At 50.7% G+C, this 19,317-nt stretch carries 20 protein-coding genes, 1 tRNA gene and 2 pseudogenes; 10 read left to right on the top strand and 13 right to left on the bottom strand.

The window, feature by feature from the left end:
• Positions 1–47: 47 nt before the first annotated feature.
• Positions 48–676 (bottom strand): annotated as a pseudogene (gene rlmE / locus CKQ53_RS07955) (23S rRNA (uridine(2552)-2'-O)-methyltransferase RlmE).
• Between the two features lie 143 nt (positions 677–819).
• Between rlmE and yhbY the strand changes: the two are divergent.
• A complete protein-coding gene (gene yhbY / locus CKQ53_RS07950) occupies positions 820–1,113 on the top strand; it encodes a ribosome assembly RNA-binding protein YhbY (protein ID WP_085651599.1) in 294 nt (97 codons plus the stop codon).
• A gap of 117 nt (positions 1,114–1,230) precedes the next feature.
• Here yhbY and greA read toward each other — a convergent pair whose 3' ends face one another.
• On the bottom strand, positions 1,231–1,707 hold the full coding sequence (greA, locus tag CKQ53_RS07945) for a transcription elongation factor GreA (RefSeq protein WP_085651598.1): 477 nt from the start codon (positions 1,705–1,707) through the stop codon (positions 1,231–1,233).
• Positions 1,708–1,974: 267 nt separating this feature from the next.
• On the opposite strand from greA, the gene dacB reads away from it, so the two are divergent.
• Entirely contained in the window at positions 1,975–3,408 is a 1,434-nt protein-coding gene (dacB, locus tag CKQ53_RS07940; RefSeq protein WP_118894849.1) for a serine-type D-Ala-D-Ala carboxypeptidase, read from the top strand.
• Between the two features lie 100 nt (positions 3,409–3,508).
• Here dacB and cgtA read toward each other — a convergent pair whose 3' ends face one another.
• From cgtA to rplU, 4 genes are all read right to left on the bottom strand, one after another.
• The gene (cgtA, locus tag CKQ53_RS07935; RefSeq protein ID WP_085651596.1) at positions 3,509–4,684 is read right to left on the bottom strand and encodes an Obg family GTPase CgtA; all 1,176 of its coding nucleotides are present in this window, start codon (positions 4,682–4,684) and stop codon (positions 3,509–3,511) included.
• A 242-nt stretch (positions 4,685–4,926) separates the two neighbouring features.
• Complete coding sequence (locus CKQ53_RS07930; protein ID WP_085651595.1) at positions 4,927–5,892, bottom strand: DMT family transporter; 966 nt, start codon at positions 5,890–5,892, stop codon at positions 4,927–4,929.
• A 93-nt stretch (positions 5,893–5,985) separates the two neighbouring features.
• On the bottom strand, positions 5,986–6,243 hold the full coding sequence (rpmA, locus tag CKQ53_RS07925) for a 50S ribosomal protein L27 (RefSeq protein ID WP_026739628.1): 258 nt from the start codon (positions 6,241–6,243) through the stop codon (positions 5,986–5,988).
• 18 nt (positions 6,244–6,261) lie between these two features.
• Positions 6,262–6,573 (bottom strand): 50S ribosomal protein L21, encoded by a 312-nt coding sequence (gene rplU, locus CKQ53_RS07920; RefSeq protein WP_026739627.1) that lies wholly within the window; start codon positions 6,571–6,573, stop codon positions 6,262–6,264.
• A 257-nt stretch (positions 6,574–6,830) separates the two neighbouring features.
• On the opposite strand from rplU, the gene ispB reads away from it, so the two are divergent.
• Positions 6,831–7,802 (top strand): octaprenyl diphosphate synthase, encoded by a 972-nt coding sequence (ispB, locus tag CKQ53_RS07915; protein WP_085651594.1) that lies wholly within the window; start codon positions 6,831–6,833, stop codon positions 7,800–7,802.
• Here the strand turns inward: ispB and CKQ53_RS07910 are convergent.
• Positions 7,787–8,182: a DNA-binding protein gene (locus CKQ53_RS07910; protein WP_085651593.1), complete on the bottom strand. Its 396-nt coding sequence runs from the start codon at positions 8,180–8,182 to the stop codon at positions 7,787–7,789. The two genes, ispB and CKQ53_RS07910, sit on opposite strands and share 16 nt — an antisense overlap.
• Positions 8,183–8,420: 238 nt before the next feature.
• A complete protein-coding gene (locus CKQ53_RS07905; RefSeq protein ID WP_085651632.1) occupies positions 8,421–8,810 on the bottom strand; it encodes a DNA-binding protein in 390 nt (129 codons plus the stop codon).
• 188 nt (positions 8,811–8,998) lie between these two features.
• Here CKQ53_RS07905 and CKQ53_RS07900 point away from each other — a divergent pair, with 188 nt between their 5' ends.
• A complete protein-coding gene (locus CKQ53_RS07900; protein ID WP_085651592.1) occupies positions 8,999–9,262 on the top strand; it encodes a helix-turn-helix domain-containing protein in 264 nt (87 codons plus the stop codon).
• 62 nt (positions 9,263–9,324) lie between these two features.
• Here CKQ53_RS07900 and mdh read toward each other — a convergent pair whose 3' ends face one another.
• Entirely contained in the window at positions 9,325–10,263 is a 939-nt protein-coding gene (gene mdh, locus CKQ53_RS07895; protein ID WP_085651591.1) for a malate dehydrogenase, read from the bottom strand.
• A gap of 450 nt (positions 10,264–10,713) precedes the next feature.
• Here mdh and argR point away from each other — a divergent pair, with 450 nt between their 5' ends.
• The gene (gene argR / locus CKQ53_RS07890; RefSeq protein ID WP_085651631.1) at positions 10,714–11,184 is read left to right on the top strand and encodes a transcriptional regulator ArgR; all 471 of its coding nucleotides are present in this window, start codon (positions 10,714–10,716) and stop codon (positions 11,182–11,184) included.
• A gap of 6 nt (positions 11,185–11,190) precedes the next feature.
• Here the strand turns inward: argR and tsaD are convergent.
• Positions 11,191–12,203, bottom strand: a pseudogene (gene tsaD, locus CKQ53_RS07885) (tRNA (adenosine(37)-N6)-threonylcarbamoyltransferase complex transferase subunit TsaD).
• 220 nt (positions 12,204–12,423) lie between these two features.
• On the opposite strand from tsaD, the gene rpsU reads away from it, so the two are divergent.
• The 4 genes from rpsU (at position 12,424) to CKQ53_RS07865 (ending at position 16,972) form a co-directional block, all read left to right on the top strand.
• Positions 12,424–12,639 (top strand): 30S ribosomal protein S21, encoded by a 216-nt coding sequence (gene rpsU / locus CKQ53_RS07880; protein WP_001144069.1) that lies wholly within the window; start codon positions 12,424–12,426, stop codon positions 12,637–12,639.
• 125 nt (positions 12,640–12,764) lie between these two features.
• The gene (gene dnaG / locus CKQ53_RS07875; protein ID WP_118895296.1) at positions 12,765–14,519 is read left to right on the top strand and encodes a DNA primase; all 1,755 of its coding nucleotides are present in this window, start codon (positions 12,765–12,767) and stop codon (positions 14,517–14,519) included.
• A gap of 152 nt (positions 14,520–14,671) precedes the next feature.
• Positions 14,672–16,507 carry an RNA polymerase sigma factor RpoD gene (gene rpoD, locus CKQ53_RS07870; RefSeq protein WP_085651589.1) on the top strand — a complete coding sequence of 612 codons (1,836 nt, stop codon included), beginning with the start codon at positions 14,672–14,674 and terminating at the stop codon, positions 16,505–16,507.
• Positions 16,508–16,582: 75 nt separating this feature from the next.
• Entirely contained in the window at positions 16,583–16,972 is a 390-nt protein-coding gene (locus CKQ53_RS07865) for a DUF1090 domain-containing protein (protein ID WP_085651588.1), read from the top strand.
• Between the two features lie 84 nt (positions 16,973–17,056).
• Here the strand turns inward: CKQ53_RS07865 and mug are convergent, their stop codons facing one another.
• Positions 17,057–17,554 (bottom strand): G/U mismatch-specific DNA glycosylase, encoded by a 498-nt coding sequence (gene mug / locus CKQ53_RS07860; protein WP_085651587.1) that lies wholly within the window; start codon positions 17,552–17,554, stop codon positions 17,057–17,059.
• Positions 17,555–17,695: 141 nt separating this feature from the next.
• Between mug and CKQ53_RS07855 the strand changes: the two genes are divergently transcribed.
• A tRNA-Ile gene (locus tag CKQ53_RS07855) sits at positions 17,696–17,771 on the top strand.
• Between the two features lie 140 nt (positions 17,772–17,911).
• Here CKQ53_RS07855 and CKQ53_RS07850 read toward each other — a convergent pair.
• Both CKQ53_RS07850 and CKQ53_RS07845 read right to left on the bottom strand, forming a co-directional pair.
• Positions 17,912–18,118, bottom strand: a complete 207-nt coding sequence (locus tag CKQ53_RS07850) for an Ogr/Delta-like zinc finger protein (RefSeq protein WP_244201020.1) — start codon at positions 18,116–18,118, stop codon at positions 17,912–17,914.
• Between the two features lie 9 nt (positions 18,119–18,127).
• On the bottom strand, positions 18,128–19,303 hold the full coding sequence (locus CKQ53_RS07845; protein ID WP_094118254.1) for a phage tail sheath protein: 1,176 nt from the start codon (positions 19,301–19,303) through the stop codon (positions 18,128–18,130).
• Between the last annotated feature and the right edge of the window lie 14 nt (positions 19,304–19,317).

The following is a 19,317-nucleotide window of genomic DNA, read 5'->3' as shown; positions in this document are numbered from 1 at the left end:
GGGATTAACCTCATATTACAACTGTGTTAAAAAATAGCGTAAGGGTACTACAGTTTACGCCCTGTCGCTACAATGTACACCTCGCGGGACCTGGCCCGGGAGGATTCGGGCTTGCGCGTCTTCACCGTCGTAAACAGGGATCTCACTTCACGCAAATACTCGTCAAAGCCTTCTCCCTGAAATACTTTAACGACGAAACTGCCGCCCGGCGCCAAGATATCTCGACACATCTCCAACGCAAGTTCCACCAGATACATGGAACGCGGGATATCGACGGCCGGAGTACCACTCATATTAGGGGCCATGTCGGACATCACCACCTGAACTTTCTGATCACCGACCCTTTCCAACAAGGCCTTGAGCACTAATTCATCGCGGAAATCGCCTTGAAGAAAATCGACGCCTACGATCGGGTCCATCGGCAAAAGGTCGCAGGCAATAATACGCCCTTTACCGCCGATCTGGCTGACGACATACTGCGACCAACCACCCGGGCAGCCCCCAGGTCCACCACGGTCATACCGGGTTTGAACAGTCTGTCGCTCTGCTGTATTTCATCAAGTTTAAACCAAGCGCGTGAGCGAAGCCCTTTTTTCTGCGCTTGCTGCACATATTTATCGCTAAAGTGTTCCTGCAACCAACGACTGGAACTCGCAGAACGCTTTTTGTTAGCCATCTATTTTCCAACTATTCTAAATTAAGGCGCTTTTGTCGAACCGAACGTCTCATTGAGAGCCAATCACCCACTCTACAATGGTGATAATGGTGAGATGGCGGTAGAATGACCCGTTTTCAATCCCAACCTAAGCAAAAAAGACCATGAATCTGAGTAACAAACAAAAACAGCACCTGAAAGGCCTGGCACATCCATTAAAACCGGTTGTCCTGTTAGGCAACAATGGCCTTACCGAAGGTGTACTGGCTGAGATCGAGCAAGCTTTAGAACATCACGAACTGATCAAGGTAAAAATCGCCGCTGAGGATCGTGAAACCAAAGGGTTAATCGTCGAAGCAATTCTGCGCGAAGCCAAGGCTGTTAAAGTCCAGGTCATCGGCCACACCTTAGTGCTCTATCGTCCGGCTAAAGAACGGAAGATCGTATTGCCACGATAACATTTTTTACCTCAGGTTACTTTGCCTTGACTGCAAAGTGCCACGACCTCTGGTAAGAGAAAAGGCCGCATGCGGCCTTTTGCTTTTCTTTACAAACACTGTCGATATCTCGAACAATCAGAGATACTCGACCTTCAGAATCTCATATTCCACCAGCCCCCCAGGGGTATTGATGGCAACGATATCATCTTCTTCTTTGCCGATTAATCCGCGCGCGATAGGCGAGTTAACCGAGATCAGGTTTTGTTTGAAGTCCGCCTCATCATCGCCGACGATGCGATAGGTCTGTTCTTCTTCTGTATCAACATTCATCACTGTGACAGTGGAGCCGAAGATAACACGGCCGTTGGCCGCCATTTTGGTGACGTCAATCACCTGAGCGTTTGAAAGCTTCGCTTCAATTTCCTGAATACGGCCTTCGCAGAACCCTTGCTGTTCACGGGCTGCGTGGTATTCCGCATTTTCTTTCAGGTCACCATGTTCGCGAGCGTCAGCGATCGCCGAAATGATTTCCGGCCGGCGAACCATTTTCAGATGTTCAAGCTCTTCGCGTAACTTTTCAGCACCACGTAACGTCATCGGAAACTGTTTCATATTGTCTATACCTCTAAAAATCCATAGGACTTAAATCACCGTCTTCCTGACGCGATAGAATAAAATGCGACGGGGTGTCTTTTTTCTGCAGCGCACCCTGACAATTCAAACAAAAGCGGCCTAACCCGGAAATAGTTTTTTCCAGGGCAGGCTCGGTTTTGCATTTTGATACGTATTTTACCCCAGAGTTCCATGGGGATCATCGTTTACTTTAGCCCACCTTGGGCCGTAGTATTGCCACACGTTACCCTGTGCTTAACCGAGATTATGCGTTTTTTATCTATTGCTACCGGCCTTCTCTGCACCTGTATTCTGCATACTGCCTCGGCTGCCGCCCCGGTGGAGGACTATATACAATACCTGCCTGACGGCGCCAATTTGGCGTTGGTGGTGCAGAAAGTGGGAGCGCCCTCTCCCACGCTTGATTATCACAGCCAGCAAATGGCGCTACCCGCCAGTACGCAAAAAGTCATTACTGCATTGGCGGCACTACTCCAACTCGGTCCCGATTTTCGATTCACGACCACGATGGAAAGCACAGGCTCAGTCAGCAGCGGCGTTTTGCGTGGAAATCTGATTGTGCGTTTCAGCGGCGATCCGACATTAAAACGCCAGCAGATTCGTTCCATGGTACAGGTATTGAAAAAAAATGGTATCCGCGAAATTGCTGGCGATGTGCTGATCGATACCTCCGTATTCGCGAGCCATGACAAAGCCCCCGGGTGGCCGTGGAATGATATGACGCAATGCTTTAGCGCGCCGCCTGCCGCAGCCATCGTCGATAGAAATTGCTTCTCTGTATCCCTCTATAGCGCTCCAAATCCCGGAGACAATGCTTTCATCCGCGTTGCCTCTTACTATCCCGTTCAGATGTATAGTGAAGTCAGGACGCTGGCGAAAGGCTCGCCCGACGCACAATACTGCGAACTGGATGTTGTTCCGGGAGAACTGAATCGTTTTACCCTTACTGGGTGTTTAACGCAGCGTTCAGATCCCCTCCCCCTGGCATTTGCCGTTCAGGATGGCGGCAGCTATGCCGGCGCTATCGTTAAAGATGAGTTACTGGAAGCGGATATCCGCATCGCTGGCAGCCTGCGCAGACAAACTCGACCGGGACTGACGGGGACGGTTTTGGCGCAAACACAGTCTGACTCTCTGCATGAATTGCTGACGGTCATGCTGAAAAAGTCGGACAACATGATCGCGGATACGGTGTTTCGTACCATTGGGCATGAACGGTTTAATGTGCCGGGCACCTGGCGCGCTGGCTCTGATGCGGTACGTCAGATCTTACGCCAGAAAGCGGGGGTCGATCTTGGCAACAGTGTCATCGTGGATGGTTCGGGTTTGTCTCGCCACAACTTGCTTGCACCTGCAACCATGATGCAGGTGCTGCAATACATCGCTCAGCACGATAGCGAGTTGAACTACATCAAGATGCTGCCTCTGGCGGGATATGACGGCACGCTTCGCTATCGAGGCGGGTTACATGAAGCGGGCGTTGACGGCAAAGTTTCAGCAAAAACGGGGGCGTTGCAGGGTGTGTATAATCTTGCGGGCTTCATTACGACAGCCAGCGGTCAGAGAATGGCGTTTGTACAGTATCTTTCCGGCTACTCCGCAGATAACCAAAAGACACGTCGCGTTCCTCTGGTGCGATTCGAAAGCAGACTCTATAAAGATATCTATCAGAACAACTAAGGCGCTGGGAGCCTTAATAAAAAACGCCCTTATCTGCGTCAGCAGATAAGGGTAATTGATACAACAAGCAAACTTTTCTTATTTGGGTATAACGTCAGGCTTAATGCTGGTAGATGATCTCTACGCCATCATCGTCTTCTTCGTCCCAGTCATCGTCCCACTCTTCTTCCGCTTCGTCTTTCACCGTTTCAAGCTGTTCGCGATGATAGTCATCCCACATGAACTCTACTTTCTCAGGCGTCGCTTTCTCTTCTTCAGCCTGCATTTTCGGCTGAGTCTTCAGGAAGCTCATGACATCCCAGCAGAGCGCATTGACGCCATCATGGCTGGCAGCAGAGATCAGGTAGTAATTACCTTCCCAAGCCAGTGCGGCGGCGATATCACGCGCGCGTTTTTCAGCTTCGGCTTTATCCAGCAGGTCGCTTTTGTTGAACACCAGCCAACGGGGTTTCTCAGCCAGCGTTTCGCTGTACTGATGAAGCTCATTGATGATGACTTTCGCATTTTCAATCGGATCAGATTCGTCGATCGGCGCCAAATCAATCAGGTGAAGCAGCACGCGGCAACGTTCCAAATGCTTAAGGAAGCGAATACCCAGACCCGCACCTTCGGAAGCGCCTTCAATCAGACCCGGAATATCAGCAACGACAAAGCTTTGCTCACTGTCCATACGCACAACGCCCAGACTCGGAACCAGTGTCGTAAACGGATAATCCGCGACTTTAGGCTTCGCAGCAGAAACGGCTCGAATGAACGTAGATTTACCCGCGTTCGGCAACCCCAACATCCCCACATCGGCCAGCAGCAGCAGTTCCATCAGCAGCTCGCGCTCTTCACCCGGCGTGCCGTTGGTTTTTTGACGAGGCGCCCGGTTAACAGAAGATTTAAAACGGGTATTGCCCAGACCGTGCCATCCGCCCTTCGCCACCATCAGACGTTGCTGATGACGAGTCATATCCCCCAGGATTTCTCCCGTGCCGGTATCTTTAATACGCGTCCCGACAGGGACTTTGATGGTGATATCTTTACCTCGTTTACCGGTACAGTCGCGGCTTTGGCCGTTCTGACCGCGTTCAGCGCGGAACGATTTCTCGAAGCGATAGTCGATCAAGGTGTTCAGGTTTTCATCGGCAACCAGGTAAACGTCGCCGCCGTCGCCGCCGTCGCCACCATCAGGCCCGCCGTTAGGGATATATTTTTCGCGACGGAAACTGACACAACCATTGCCACCATCGCCAGCCACCACGAGAATGTTGGCTTCATCTACAAACTTCATGAACTCTCTCCGCAAAAAAACCAATAGAGAATAATTGACTTTTTTTAACTGTTATTGGTTCTCTTTGGCGTAACTCTTTGATTTTATAAAGGACAGCGTGTGAAGCTATCCGTCACTGAAAACGACGCAGTCAGAACCATCACGTTAAAATGGGCGCTGATTGTACCTGCTTAGCGCGAAGATTTCACCTGTATTAAAAATAAACAGCCTACACAAACCGCCGGAATTACCTCACGGCCGACTTATTTGCTGTCGGTGTTGATGCCAGGAATTTCGCTTACTTGCTGTTTTACCGGGAAAAAGCGGTGACCCACCGCTGAGAACATCGCCCCAGCCACAACCACAAACGCACCGACGTAACCAATAAAATTAAGCGATAGAGGCGTAAAGATCGAAGGCCACCCTAACGCTAACAAATCGGAAAACATAAGAGTAAACAGTGGCGTCAGCGTAATAATGGCGCTGACCTGAGCCGCCTGCCAACGCGCCATCGCCTCTGCTAACGCGCCATACCCAACAACCGTATTCACACCACAAAACACTAAGCACACCAGTTGCCAGCTACTGAGTTGTAACAAGACGCCAGGCTTTGCCACTGGTGTAATGAAAATGACACACAGCACATAGAGCAGAAACAGGAGCTGCTGGGATGATAAGCGCCTTAGAAGCACTTTTTGCGCTACCCCATAAGTCACCCAGACCGTCGCAGCGCCCACACCCAACAACACGCCTAATGTGTAGTCACTCAGTCGGGTAAAAATCTCAATCAGGCTCGTGTTAAAGAACATCAACAGGCCGCTCAGCAACGTAATAGCGCCAATCACCTGAGTCACACGCATTTTTTCTTTCAGGATGAGTACGCTGGCAAACATCATCCCGACCGGAGAGAGCTGTCCGATGACTTGAGAAGCCGTAGGGCTGAGATATTTTAATGACGAGCTAAATAGAACAAAGTTACCTAGCAGACCGCACGTTGCGATCAATAGCAAAATCCACCAACGGCGACGTCGTAGCAAACGAAATCGAGGCATCGTTCCCTTAAAATACAGAAGAATGAAAAGCCCGAATGAAGCCATCAAAAATCTATACCAAACAACGGTATACGGATCCATCACACTCAAAACCTGCTTCATAGCGATAGGCAGAGCGCCCCAGCAAACAGCGGTGGTTAAAGCCAGACAAAGCCCCAAGCCTGCATTCTGTTTCATGGTGTTATCCGCAGCGGATGATGTTTACAGTATTGCCAAACGAAAAAAGCCCTGCAACATGTGCAGGGCTTTTAAAAGACTTAGAAACTGTAATTATTCAGCAACGATGCTGATAAATTTACGGTTTTTAGGGCCTTTGATTTCAAACTGAACTTTACCGTTAGACAGTGCAAACAGCGTGTGGTCTTTACCACAACCAACGTTAGTACCGGCGTGGAACTTAGTGCCACGCTGACGAACGATGATGCTGCCTGCCAGAACGGATTCACCGCCGAAACGTTTTACGCCCAGGCGTTTGCTTTCTGAGTCACGGCCGTTACGAGTGGAACCGCCAGCTTTTTTATGTGCCATTATTCGCTCTCCTAAGACTTAAGCGCTGATGCCGGTGATCTTCACTTCAGTGAACCACTGACGGTGACCGGCTTGTTTACGGTAGTGTTTACGGCGACGGAACTTAACGATCTTAACTTTCTCGCCACGACCGTGAGCAACTACCTCAGCCTTGATTTTACCGCCATCGACGTAAGGAACGCCGATTTTGATGTCTTCACCATTAGCGATCATCAGAACCTGGTCAAACTCAACGGCTTCACCAGTTGCGATATCCAGCTTTTCCAAGCGAACGGTCTGGCCTTCGCTTACTCGGTGTTGTTTACCACCACTTTGGAAAACTGCGTACATATAAAACTCCGCTTTCCGCGCACCCTATTGATTTTGGAAGTGCGCTATAAATATTCACAATAGGGCGCGAATTCTACGCAAAAATCTGAAGCATGACAAGTGCAGAATTAAGCAACATGAAGAAAAAGGATACAAGCCATTAACTGCCGTTTATCTGCGTCATTTTTCAAGTACAATCAATACAACCTTTTCTTATTTAACGCCGATCTAGAACAGCAGTACGGCGATAGCGTTGAAGAAATCAGCTGGCAGAAACAATGAATCTAGAACAAATCACAGCATTAAGCTCCCAGGATATGTCCGCCGTTAATACGATTATCCTGGAACATCTGTCCTCCGATGTCGCGCTTATCAATCAGTTGGGCCATTACATTGTCGGCGGCGGTGGAAAACGCATTCGGCCGATGATTGCTGTTCTGGCAGCCAGAGCTTTAGCCTATCGAGGCGACAAGCACGTTACCGTTGCCGCGTTAATCGAATTCATTCACACCGCGACCCTGCTGCATGACGACGTTGTCGATGAATCTGACATGCGCCGGGGAAAAGCGACTGCGAATGCCGCCTTCGGCAACGCCGCCAGCGTATTAGTCGGAGACTTCATCTATACGCGTGCCTTTCAGATGATGACGGGGCTTGGCTCATTGCAGGTTCTCACGGTGATGTCCGATGCGGTCAACGTTATCGCGGAAGGCGAAGTGCTACAGCTGATGAACTGTAACGATCCCAATATCACCGAAGACAGCTACATGCGCGTGATCTACAGCAAGACGGCCCGCTTATTCGAAGCCGCCTCGCAGTCTTCCGCTATTCTGGCCGGCGCAACCACAGAGCAAGAAAACGCATTGAAGGACTATGGACGCTATCTGGGAACAGCATTTCAGCTGATTGACGATTTGCTGGATTACAGCGCAGATGGCGAAACGCTGGGCAAAAATACCGGTGACGATCTTAACGAAGGCAAACCTACCCTGCCGCTGCTACATGCCATGCGTCATGGCACCCCAGAGCAGAGCGCCATGATCCGCGAGGCAATTGAACAGGGTAACGGTCGTCATCTGCTGGCACCGGTGCTTACCGCGATGCAGGAATGCGGATCGCTAGGCTATACCCGTCAGCGCGCAGAAGAAGAAGCAGACAAAGCGATTAGTGCGCTGCAGTGTCTGCCAGAAACGCCCTATCGCCAGGCTTTAGAAGGCTTAGCGCATTTAGCCGTTCAGCGAGAGTTCTGACCGACTCCTTGGGTATCGCTTGCTGGCAACGAGCTATCCAAGCGAGCCAACATCGCCAGAGCACCTTCATGCAGAATATAATTTATCAGTAGCGTGCGCTCGCGTCCTGTTAGCTGGTGATAAACCTGTATCCACGTCGGCAATAATTCAGTCTCTGCTGACGTGATGTATTCTGGGGTGGGTGACTCTTCCATCATTAGCGAGCGCTGAACACTGTCGGGTAAGCTCCAGATAGCGTATTCAACCCCTTTTCCCTGAACGCCTTTACGACGCCGCTTCTCCCAGCCGTTCTCGTTAGCCCTTTTATTGAGCCCCTGTCTGGATGTCGGTAATCCCGCCACACCCAACAGTTCTTTCGTCGCAAACCACTTTTTATCCATACATCCCTCCACGTTGGCCTGACATTCCCTGCGTAACGATTCCCAATAGGGCGACATCAGACACCCGGATTACATAAAGTTTCCACATAATAGATCAACATAAAGGAAAGCTCTAATCATTAAACATAAGAAAAGACGTAATGCGTTAATGCAGTACGGACTCAGGAATCAGGCAGGAATTAACGGGGAGATGAGGACAAGAAGCGCTGCCATTCCTGCAACAGGAATGGCAGAAAAATCATTCAGGGGTCTCGCTTGTAATAGGTGAGGTAGAAGGTGAACACAACCCTAGCTGCTTAAGAGTTGCATAGACGCCTTCCCGCATGATGTAGCTAATCAACTTTTCGCGCTCAGACACGGAAAGTTGTTGATATATCTGCATCCACACCGGTAGCATATCCGATGGCTTCGCTGAATATTCTCCGGGTGTTTCCTGCATCAGCAATAGAGACTGCTGTACGGATTCGGGCAAACTGTGAATGGAATATTCAACACCCCGCCCTTGCACACCTTTTCTGCGACGTTTTTCCCAACCATCTTCTCGGGCACGTTTATTCAATCCTTGCCGTGATTTAGGGAGTCCGCCGATGCCAACCAACTCGCTGGTCGCAAACCACTCTTTTTTCATGTCCATTTCATCCCGATAGTGCTACTCATTACAAAAAAAGATTTATTGGGAAATTAATTTGGAAATAATTAGAAAACTGGTGATATATTATTTCCAAATAATGGTTTTTTAGTTAATGAAACCATTTAACCCAATTCGTTAGTTATACCACTAATACACTGTCGTCTTATAGCACTAAGGGAAGGATTATGAATTCAAGGAAACATGACTGGCACCCTGCTGATATCATTGCGGCGTTAAAGAAAAAAGGTACTACCCTTGCCGCAGTATCACGGTCTGCCGGATTAAGTTCGTCCACGCTTGCTAATGCTATATCTCGCCCATGGCCGAAAGGAGAGTGGCTAATTGCGGATGCGTTAGGGATACATCCTGCCGAAATCTGGCCCAGCCGTTACTACAATCCTGAAACAAACGAACTGCTCGATCGCAAAAAATTGATTCGGCCGCAGTGAACGAAAAAAGCCGGAGAAAGAGTTCTCCGGCTTGTGATCGACAACTGGACTTACCGCGAAGGTTACTTATTGACGAAGGCGACGCCCATCGCAATATCTTCTTTTAACGTCTCCAGCATCTCGTTTAGAGAGCGCTGCTCAAAGTCGCTAAGAGGGCCAATTGGCATACGCTGGGCAATGCCGTCTTTGCCCAGTAACAACGGCTGAGCAAAGAAGCGGGCATATTCGCCATCGCTTTCGACATACGCACATTCCACAATATCGCTTTCACCTTGCAAAGCACGAACCAAAGACACGCCAAAACGTGCGGCCGCCTGGCCCATGGACAAGGTCGCAGAGCCTCCTCCGGCCTTAGCTTCAACCACTTCAGTGCCTGCGTGTTGAATACGATCTGTGAGATCAGCCGCTTCCTGTTCAGTAAAGCTGAGCCCAGGGATCTGCGACAGCAACGGCAGAATAGTCACGCCGGAATGGCCACCAATCACAGGCACCTCTATGTCCTGTGGTTGTTTGCCTTTAAGCTCGGCGGCAAAGACATTGGAGCGAATGATATCCAGTGTCGTCACACCAAAGAGTTTGTTCCGATTATAAACGCCGGCCTTTTTCAAGACTTCCGCAGCAATGGCCACAATAGTATTGACCGGGTTAGTAATAATGCCGAGACAAGCGTTAGGGCAAACACGAGCCACTTGCTCGACCAGATTACGAACGATGCCTGCATTGACGTTGAACAGGTCGGAACGATCCATACCCGGCTTACGAGCCACACCAGCTGAAATCAGAACGACATCAGCCCCTTCGAGTGCGGGAGCCGCATCTTCACCGCAAAAGCCTTTGATTTTAACCGCGGTGGGGATGTGACTTAAATCTACAGCAACACCTGGCGTTACGGGCGCAATATCATAAAGTGATAGCTCTGAGCCTGAAGGAAGCTGGGTTTTGAGAAGAAGTGCCAGAGACTGACCGATACCGCCGGCGGCTCCAAGAACAGCAACTTTCATCTTAAACTCCTTATTTTATTATCATTAGTTAAATATGCCGTGGATTTGTTTCGTTACAAACGTCCGTGCTCATAATAAAAAGTAGAATCAGGCAACCAATCAGCGCGTCGAGAGCGCTATGTGGCGAATAATAAATTAAAATGTACACAGGTTATAAAAATGTAACTAAGGTAAGTAAAGTAACAGGGCGTTATACGCTGAAGGTACCAACCCCGTTCGTTACCTGAGCATGTACAGATTAATCATGGCAAACAAATAACAACTCACTTCATTTGAGTAACATTTCAATTACCTTTATGTGAGTAGTCGCACATTCTCCATTTTTATTTTCGGCTCGCAACTTTTTCCTCACCTAAGCGCGCCATATCGATTGGCTAGGCGCCCAGATTGCATAAAAATTCATTGCGCAGCATAATATCGTTATGATTAACAATGATGGGCTGCAGCCAAATGCGTCATTCAACAAAGCAAGAAGATTTGGTTAAGGCGTTCAATGCGCTATTAAAAGAAGAAAAATTCAGTTCTCAGAGCGAGATTGTGCAGGCACTGCAGGACGAAGGATTTGAAAATATTAACCAGTCCAAAGTCTCAAGAATGCTCACCAAATTTGGCGCGGTCCGCACGCGCAACGCCAAGATGGAGATGGTTTACTGCCTTCCCGCGGAACTTGGCGTGCCCACCACATCCAGTCCGTTAAAAAATCTGGTGCGGGACGTGGACTTCAATGAATCCGTCGTCGTCATTCATACAAGTCCGGGCGCCGCTCAGCTCATCGCACGGCTGTTGGATTCTCTGGGGAAATCAGAAGGAATACTCGGGACGATCGCCGGGGATGACACCATATTTACCACCCCGGCAAAAGGCTTCAGCGTGAAACAGCTGTATGAAGCCATTCTCGCCTTATTTGAGCAAGAGCTTTAAGCCGCCTCACAGAGACGGCAACTCAGCCAGCGGCCAGCGCGGCCGCACCGTCACGCCCAATAAGGTCGTTCCCCCCTGCTGCAATCGAATGGCTCCCGCATAGGCGATCATCGCGCCATTGTCTGTACAAAACTCAGGACGGGCATAGAACACCTCGCCACCGCGTTTAGCCATCACTTCAGACAGTCTTTCTCGCAGTGTACGGTTAGCGCTGACGCCGCCGGCAATGACAAGTCGTTTAAATCCAGTATCATCCAGCGCCCGTCGGCACTTAATTGCTAACGTGTCCACCACCGCATCTTCAAATGCCCGAGCGATATCCGCCTGAGTTTGCTCGTCCTTGCCCTGTTCACGAATCGTATTCGCGGCAAAAGTTTTCAGTCCGGAAAAACTGAAATCCAATCCGGGGCGATCGGTCATTGGACGAGGGAACGTGAAGCGTCCAACCTGCCCTGACTGGGCCATTTTCGACAATAGCGGACCACCGGGGTAATCGAGTCCCAACAGCTTTGCGGTTTTATCGAACGCTTCGCCCGCGGCATCGTCAATTGACTCGCCCAGCAAGCGGTATTCGCCGATCCCCGTCACGCTGATTAACTGGGTGTGCCCCCCGAAACCAACAAGGCGACAAAGGGAAACGCAGGCGGATTCTCTTCCAGCATAGGGGCAACTAGGTGGCCTTCCATGTGATGAACAGGAATAGCCGGAACATCCCACGCAAATGCCAAAGAACGCCCAATGGTCGCACCAACCAACAGCGCCCCCACCAGACCAGGCCCCGCCGTATAGGCGATCCCGTCGATATCTGTGCGCTGAAGCCCGGCTTCCTGCAAGGCCGCCTGAATCAAGGGTACGGTTTTACGGACGTGATCGCGGGAAGCGAGCTCTGGAACGACACCGCCATAATCTGCATGCAGTTTGACCTGGCTATAGAGCTGGTTTGCCAGCAGACCGGCTTCAGTGTCATAAATCGCGACTCCCGTTTCATCACAGGACGTTTCAATACCCAATACGCGCATTGCTGTTTTTTCACTCTCGGTTACGGTTAACAAGCGGCTTGCTTCAAGCGGCGAATAGTCTACCATAAGCGCTCCCATTTGAGCGTGGACATAAGACCGCGAGGTTTGTTATTGCCGCAGTGCTTTACAACGACCTCGTAGTTGCAGTAGAATTCCGCACCATTTTGAAAAGGCTGGCACCAGGTCAGCGACAAACCGAATTTATTGAGGTGAGAGGCACATGCCGGTAATTAAAGTACGTGAAAACGAGCCGTTCGACGTAGCTCTGCGTCGCTTCAAGCGTTCCTGCGAAAAAGCAGGGGTTTTGGCAGAAGTTCGTCGTCGTGAGTTTTATGAAAAACCGACTACTGAACGTAAACGCGCTAAAGCGTCTGCAGTAAAACGCCACGCGAAGAAACTGGCTCGAGAAAACGCACGCCGCACTCGTCTGTATTAATTTTAGGAGGTGCCGCCTCCGATCGCGTGATTAATCCGCAGACTTAGCAGTTGCATACGAAGGCCGTGCATTTCCGAAAGGAATGCGCGGCTTGTTGTCGTTTATAAGCTATGAATCAGGGGCTTATGGCTGGACGAATCCCACGCGTATTTATTGGTGACCTGTTGGCTCGCACCGACATCGTCGACTTGATCGACGCGCGCGTGAAGCTGAAGAAACAGGGCAAGAATTATCACGCGTGTTGTCCATTTCATCACGAGAAAACCCCTTCATTCACTGTTAACGGCGATAAGCAGTTCTACCACTGTTTCGGCTGCGGTGCCCATGGTAACGCCATCGATTTTTTAATGAATTTCGACAGACTGGAATTCGTTGAAACCATTGAGGAACTGGCGACCATGCATGGCCTTGAGGTGCCTTACGAGGCAGGTTCAGGGCCCACTCAGCTCGAACGTCATCAGCGGCAGAGCTTGTACGGGCTGATGGAACAATTGAGCACGTTTTACCAACAAACTCTACATCAGCCCGCCGGCACCCCAGCCAAAACCTATCTGGCGAATCGTGGTCTCAGTGACGACATCATCAGGCATTTTGCGATTGGATGCGCGCCGCCCGGATGGGATAACGCGTTAAAACGTTTTGGCCGCAGCAGCGAAGATAAAAGAACGCTGAACGATGCGGGCATGTTGGTGACTAACGATCAAGGCCGAACTTATGATCGTTTCCGCGAACGCGTCATGTTCCCTATCCGGGACAAGCGAGGACGTGTTATCGCATTCGGCGGTCGGGTATTAGGGGACGGCGTTCCCAAATACCTTAACTCGCCGGAAACAGAGATCTTTCATAAGGGTCGCCAGCTTTATGGCCTGTATGAAGCTCAGCAAAAACATCCCGAGCTGAGACAGCTGTTGGTGGTGGAAGGGTATATGGACGTCGTCGCTCTGGCGCAGTTCGGCATTGACTATGCCGTGGCTTCTCTGGGGACGTCAACGACCGCAGATCACATTCAGTTGCTCTTCCGCGCAACCGATCGCGTTGTCTGCTGCTACGACGGTGATAGAGCCGGGCGAGATGCTGCATGGCGCGCGCTGGAAACAGCCCTGCCTTATCTGGACGATGGACGCCAACTGCTGTTCATGTTTTTACCGGATGGCGAAGACCCGGACACGCTGGTGAGGCAGGAAGGGAAAACCGCTTTTGAGCAGCGTATCGAACAGGCAATGCCGCTATCTTCATTCCTGTTCGACACGCTGTTACAACAGGTCGACATGAGCACGCCGGATGGCCGTACCAAGTTAAGTACGTTGGCACTGCCGCTGATCGGTCAGGTGCCGGGCGAAACGCTGCGGTTATATTTACGCCAGCAGTTGGGCAAAAAGCTGGGATTGCTGGATGATTCCCAGCTTGATCGTTTGATGCCCAAGACGACGGAGCACTCATCGTCTTATCAGCCTCCACGGCTAAAAGTCACAACTATGCGTATACTGATAGGACTTTTAGTACAAAATCCCCGGCTGGCGGCCGAGGTACCGGCGCTGGCGCTGGAAGGCAGCGACGAAAGTAAAATGGCGGGACTGGGCTTATTCCTCGATCTGGTTCAGACCTGCAATGAAAGTCCGGGCATGAGCATGGGACTGTTGTTGGAAAAATATCGCGACAGTCACTATCGCAAACAGCTTGAAACCATGGCTGCCTGGAACCATATGATCGTAGATGAGGAGATCGAGGAAAAATTCAGGATCAGCCTGGCTGAACTTTACGATCAATTGCTGCAGCTTCGTCTGGACACGCTGATAGCCCGAGATAGAACACATGGGCTCAGTGCGGAAGAACGAAAGGAACTCTGGTCATTGCAGCTGGCCCTTACAAGAAAAAACTGATTACCGAGGCTTAATTGCCGATAAATAGTAGGGTTGAACCCTACAGAGTGCCGTGACGGGGGCTGCGGCGATAGCAAAAACCCCTACTGTTATTGTCAGCGATTACGCTGACCGACACCAACCCAAATACTCTGAAGTGTGGATACCGTCTTATGGAGCAAAACCCGCAGTCACAGCTCAAGCTTCTTGTCACCCGTGGTAAAGAGCAAGGCTACCTGACCTATGCTGAGGTCAATGACCATCTGCCGGAAGATATCATCGACTCCGACCAGATCGAAGACATCATCCAGATGATCAATGACATGGGCATCCAGGTGATGGAAGAAGCACCGGATGCAGATGATCTTCTGCTGGCAGAAAATACCAATGACGCAGACGAAGATGCGGCAGAGGCAGCTGCGCAGGTGTTATCCAGCGTTGAATCCGAAATTGGCCGCACGACCGACCCAGTGCGCATGTACATGCGTGAAATGGGTACCGTTGAACTTCTGACGCGCGAAGGTGAGATTGATATCGCCAAACGCATTGAAGATGGTATTAACCAAGTTCAGTGCTCTGTGGCCGAGTATCCGGAAGCCATCACCTATCTGTTGGATCAGTACGATCGCGTTGAAGCCGGCGAAAGCCGCTTGTCCGATCTAATCACCGGTTTTGTCGATCCCAATGCGGAAGAAGACATCGCACCCACCGCGACTCACGTGGGCTCCGAGCTTCCCAGTAAAGAACTCGATGACAACGATGACGATGACGACGATGACGACAGCGATGACGACAACAGCATCGATCCGGAACTGGCTCGCCAGAAATTCACCGATCTACGCGATCAGTATGAAGTGACTCGTCAGACCATCAAGGCCAACGGTCGCAGTCATGCCAAAGCCGCGCTGGAAATTCTGAATCTGTCCGAAGTCTTCAAACAGTTCCGTCTGGTACCTAAACAGTTCGACTTCCTGGTCAACAGTATGCGTACCATGATGGATCGCGTGCGTACGCAGGAACGTCTGATCATGAAGTACTGCATCGAGCAGTGCAAAATGCCGAAGAAAAACTTTGTGACGCTGTTTGGCGGCAACGAAACCAACGATAAGTGGTTCGATGCGGCTCTGGCCATGAATAAACCATGGTCCGAAAAACTGCGCGAAGTGCAGGACGACGTTCATCGCAGCATGTTGAAACTGCAGCAGATCGAAGAAGAAACCGGGCTGACGATCGAACAGGTTAAAGACATCAACCGCCGTATGTCTATTGGTGAAGCGAAGGCGCGCCGTGCCAAGAAAGAGATGGTTGAGGCGAACCTGCGTTTGGTGATCTCCATCGCCAAAAAATACACCAACCGTGGCCTGCAGTTCCTGGATCTGATTCAGGAAGGAAACATTGGTTTGATGAAAGCCGTGGACAAGTTTGAATATCGTCGCGGTTACAAGTTCTCAACCTATGCCACCTGGTGGATCCGTCAGGCAATCACTCGCTCTATCGCCGACCAGGCGCGTACCATTCGTATCCCGGTACATATGATTGAAACCATCAACAAACTCAATCGTATTTCGCGCCAGATGCTGCAGGAAATGGGTCGCGAACCAACGCCAGAAGAGCTGGCAGAACGTATGCTGATGCCGGAAGACAAAATCCGCAAAGTGTTGAAGATCGCGAAAGAGCCTATCTCGATGGAAACGCCGATCGGCGATGACGAAGATTCGCATCTGGGCGACTTCATTGAAGATACCACGCTGGAACTGCCGCTCGATTCAGCAACGTCAGAAAGCCTGCGTTCTGCAACGCATGACGTTCTGGCAGGTCTGACGGCTCGCGAAGCGAAAGTCTTGCGCATGCGCTTTGGTATCGACATGAACACCGACCATACGCTGGAAGAAGTCGGCAAACAGTTTGACGTTACGCGTGAGCGTATCCGTCAGATTGAAGCTAAAGCTCTGCGTAAACTGCGTCACCCTAGCCGTTCTGAAGTGCTTCGCAGCTTCCTGGACGACTAATTCTGTCTGTTTAAGTATAGGATCGGTAAGCCGATCCTATACTTACCCTTCCTACAGACATACAGGCAAAAACAGATGAAAACCTACCACCTCAACGCATGCATCGCTCTTGCGGCATTCCTCTCATTTTCTTCCTTCGCAGCCAACCACTCCCTGAGCGGTTGTCAGGCAAAAGAGCACAACATCGAACAGGAAATTTCTCAGGCTAAAGCGCAGGGTAATCACAACCGCGTGGCCGGACTGGAGAAAGCGCTGAAAGAAGCAAAGGCAAACTGCACGGACAGCGCGCTGCACAATAAGCGTGAGCAAAACGTCAATGAGAAACAGCACAAGGTGCAAGAACTTGAGCGCGAAGTTCAGGAAGCCAAACAGTCAGGTAAAGCGGATAAAGTCAGTAAAAAAACCGCCAAACTGGAAGAAGCGCGCCATGAGCTGAAGCAAGCTCAGGCGGAGCTCACCCACTAACTAATTCAGCATACCCGGTGGTTGGCGGATGGCGGAGACTGCCTCCGTCCCGCGACAGGGTTTTCTTTCATTACCTTTCCATCGCTAGGCCTGCAACGCCCGATAGAGCTCATGGTAGGATGCCGTCAGTGATTCCAGCGTCGCACGATTCAATCCGCTCGGATTCGGTAAAACCCACACCTGAGTTTGTCCCAGAAAAATATCTTGCTGGCCCCATTCCACTTTGCTGCGGCCAAACGCCTGGGAAAACGCCTGCTTACCCAGCACGGCAAGAGCCTGTGGCTGATATTGCATGACCTTTTCGCGCAATAGCTCCCCACCCTGCTTTAACTCGTGGCGTGCCAACTCCGAGGCTTCCACGGTGGGTCTTTCCACGAGCATGGTTATCCCACAGCCATAATCCGGCAGGAGACCCTCTTCTTCCGGGGCCAACTGACGATGGGTAAACCCCGCCTGATGAATTACCCGCCAGAAACGATTATTGGCATTTGCAAAATGATAGCCGTGATGTGCAGTAGACAGACCAGGGTTGATACCACAAAAAACCACCTGAAGATGTGAAGCCAGAATATCCGTTATCATCTCTACCTCCTTATGTTGTTTCGGACGTTTATGACAAATTCCGGCAATAATAACAACAGGCTAGCCTTGTGTAGAAAAACGCCACCTGACCGTACATCTATAGACCTACCTATAAAGGGTAACGTATAATCAGCACCCGCTGGCCCCTTAGCTCAGTGGTTAGAGCAGGCGACTCATAATCGCTTGGTCGTTGGTTCAAACCCAACAGGGGCCACCAAATTTTAGCTTTAAAATCATGAAATTAAGCCACTCTCGCGAGTGGCTTTTTTGTTGGGAAATCGGATAGTGTCGCAAAAATGTCGCACGGTTTTTCTTGTCTCGCATATAGGTATAAAAAAACCTGCTTTCGCGGGCTTATCAGTGAAGCAAGGACGGCTGTTTTTCATTTTGCGTAAAAATCGGCACTTTATTAGTTTGCCCTGGCGATACAATCATCCCGGCAATGATTTCATGGGTTTTGAATGTACAGCTGCAATTTATGTTTTGGCTCTGTGACGGCCCCCCCTGATAGCTGTTTGCATCATTGAAGAGGTTCAGTGCCTTTAGTTTTCTTGGCAGTGCCATTGCAATTCCTTAGCTATTTACGGAGGCGACAAAGTTCGCCAGATAAGTGTCGGTAATACGCTGGCGTAAGGTCAGATCTTCCAGCGGAGGAACCGGCGTGTAGTCGTAGTCGTAGTCGATAAAGAGCTTGCCCGCTTTCAGCGTGTCTTTATCGTTGGCGGTATCGTCGTACCAGCAGGACGCGCCGAGGAGATAACCGGCCGAGACCAACTCACGGAATTTGGCATTGATACCCGCGATAATATCGCGTACCAATACCGGCGTTAGCGGTTTATCGTTGGCCCACATATGCGCCTCAGCCATCGTATCGGCCAGCACCTGCGCAGTGCGGGTATAGTTCTCAAACTGGAAAAGCGGATCGTCGCTACAGGTACGGTTTCCCCAGAAGCGAAAGCCATCTTTGCGAATAAGAGTGGTCACACAGGCTTCATTAAGCAGATCGGCGTCAGTGCCCGTCTGCTGTAAATCCCAAAATACGCCCGCCGAAATTCCGGTCACGCCATTCACACCGACGTTTGACAACGTTTTATGCCAGCCAGTGTCGTTGTCGATTTTGGCGCGCAGCCCTAGTGCTCTAGCGGTGGCGTACGCCGTCTGTGACTGATTGGCCGAAGTGTTCCAGGCAATAAAATCAGGCCAGATCACCATGATTTCGCGCTGGCTGAAGTTGTCGCGATAGAGGCATGCTTCGGAAACGGTTTTGCAATTCCACGCCGACACATAGCAAAAGGCACGCAGCTGTTGCGCGATACTGGCAAGCGCCGTCGCCACTTCCAGCGAGTCGAGACCCGGCGCGCCAAGAATTCGCGGTTTAACGTCAAGCTGCGTTTGCGCGGCCAGCAGTGCTTTCATGCCGGTGTACTGCCCGTTCTCGTCTGTCTTGCCGATGATGTTGGAAATGGTTTCAGCTTCGGTGGCCCCCTCGGCGACGCGTACGACGACTGTGACGGGCTTCGCCTGATCGGCGATAGCCTGCAATGAGGTGGCGAGTGTCCCTTTCGTTCCTGCCTTACCGATGGCAGACAGTACATTAGTGATCAAGACCGGTGTATTCAGCGGAAACGTACCTGCATCAGCATCCTCGGCGGTACACACCATGCCGACGATGGCGGTTGATACGGTGGAGATAGTGCGCGTGCCGTCGTTGATTTCTACGACGCGAACACCGTGGTGATAATCTGCCATCTGTTGCACTCCTG

The sequence above is a fragment of the Lonsdalea britannica genome, from assembly GCF_003515985.1.
Taxonomy (GTDB): domain Bacteria; phylum Pseudomonadota; class Gammaproteobacteria; order Enterobacterales; family Enterobacteriaceae; genus Lonsdalea; species Lonsdalea britannica.
The sequence above is the reverse complement of the archived record's forward strand: the minus strand, read 5'-3'. Positions and strand labels throughout refer to the sequence as shown.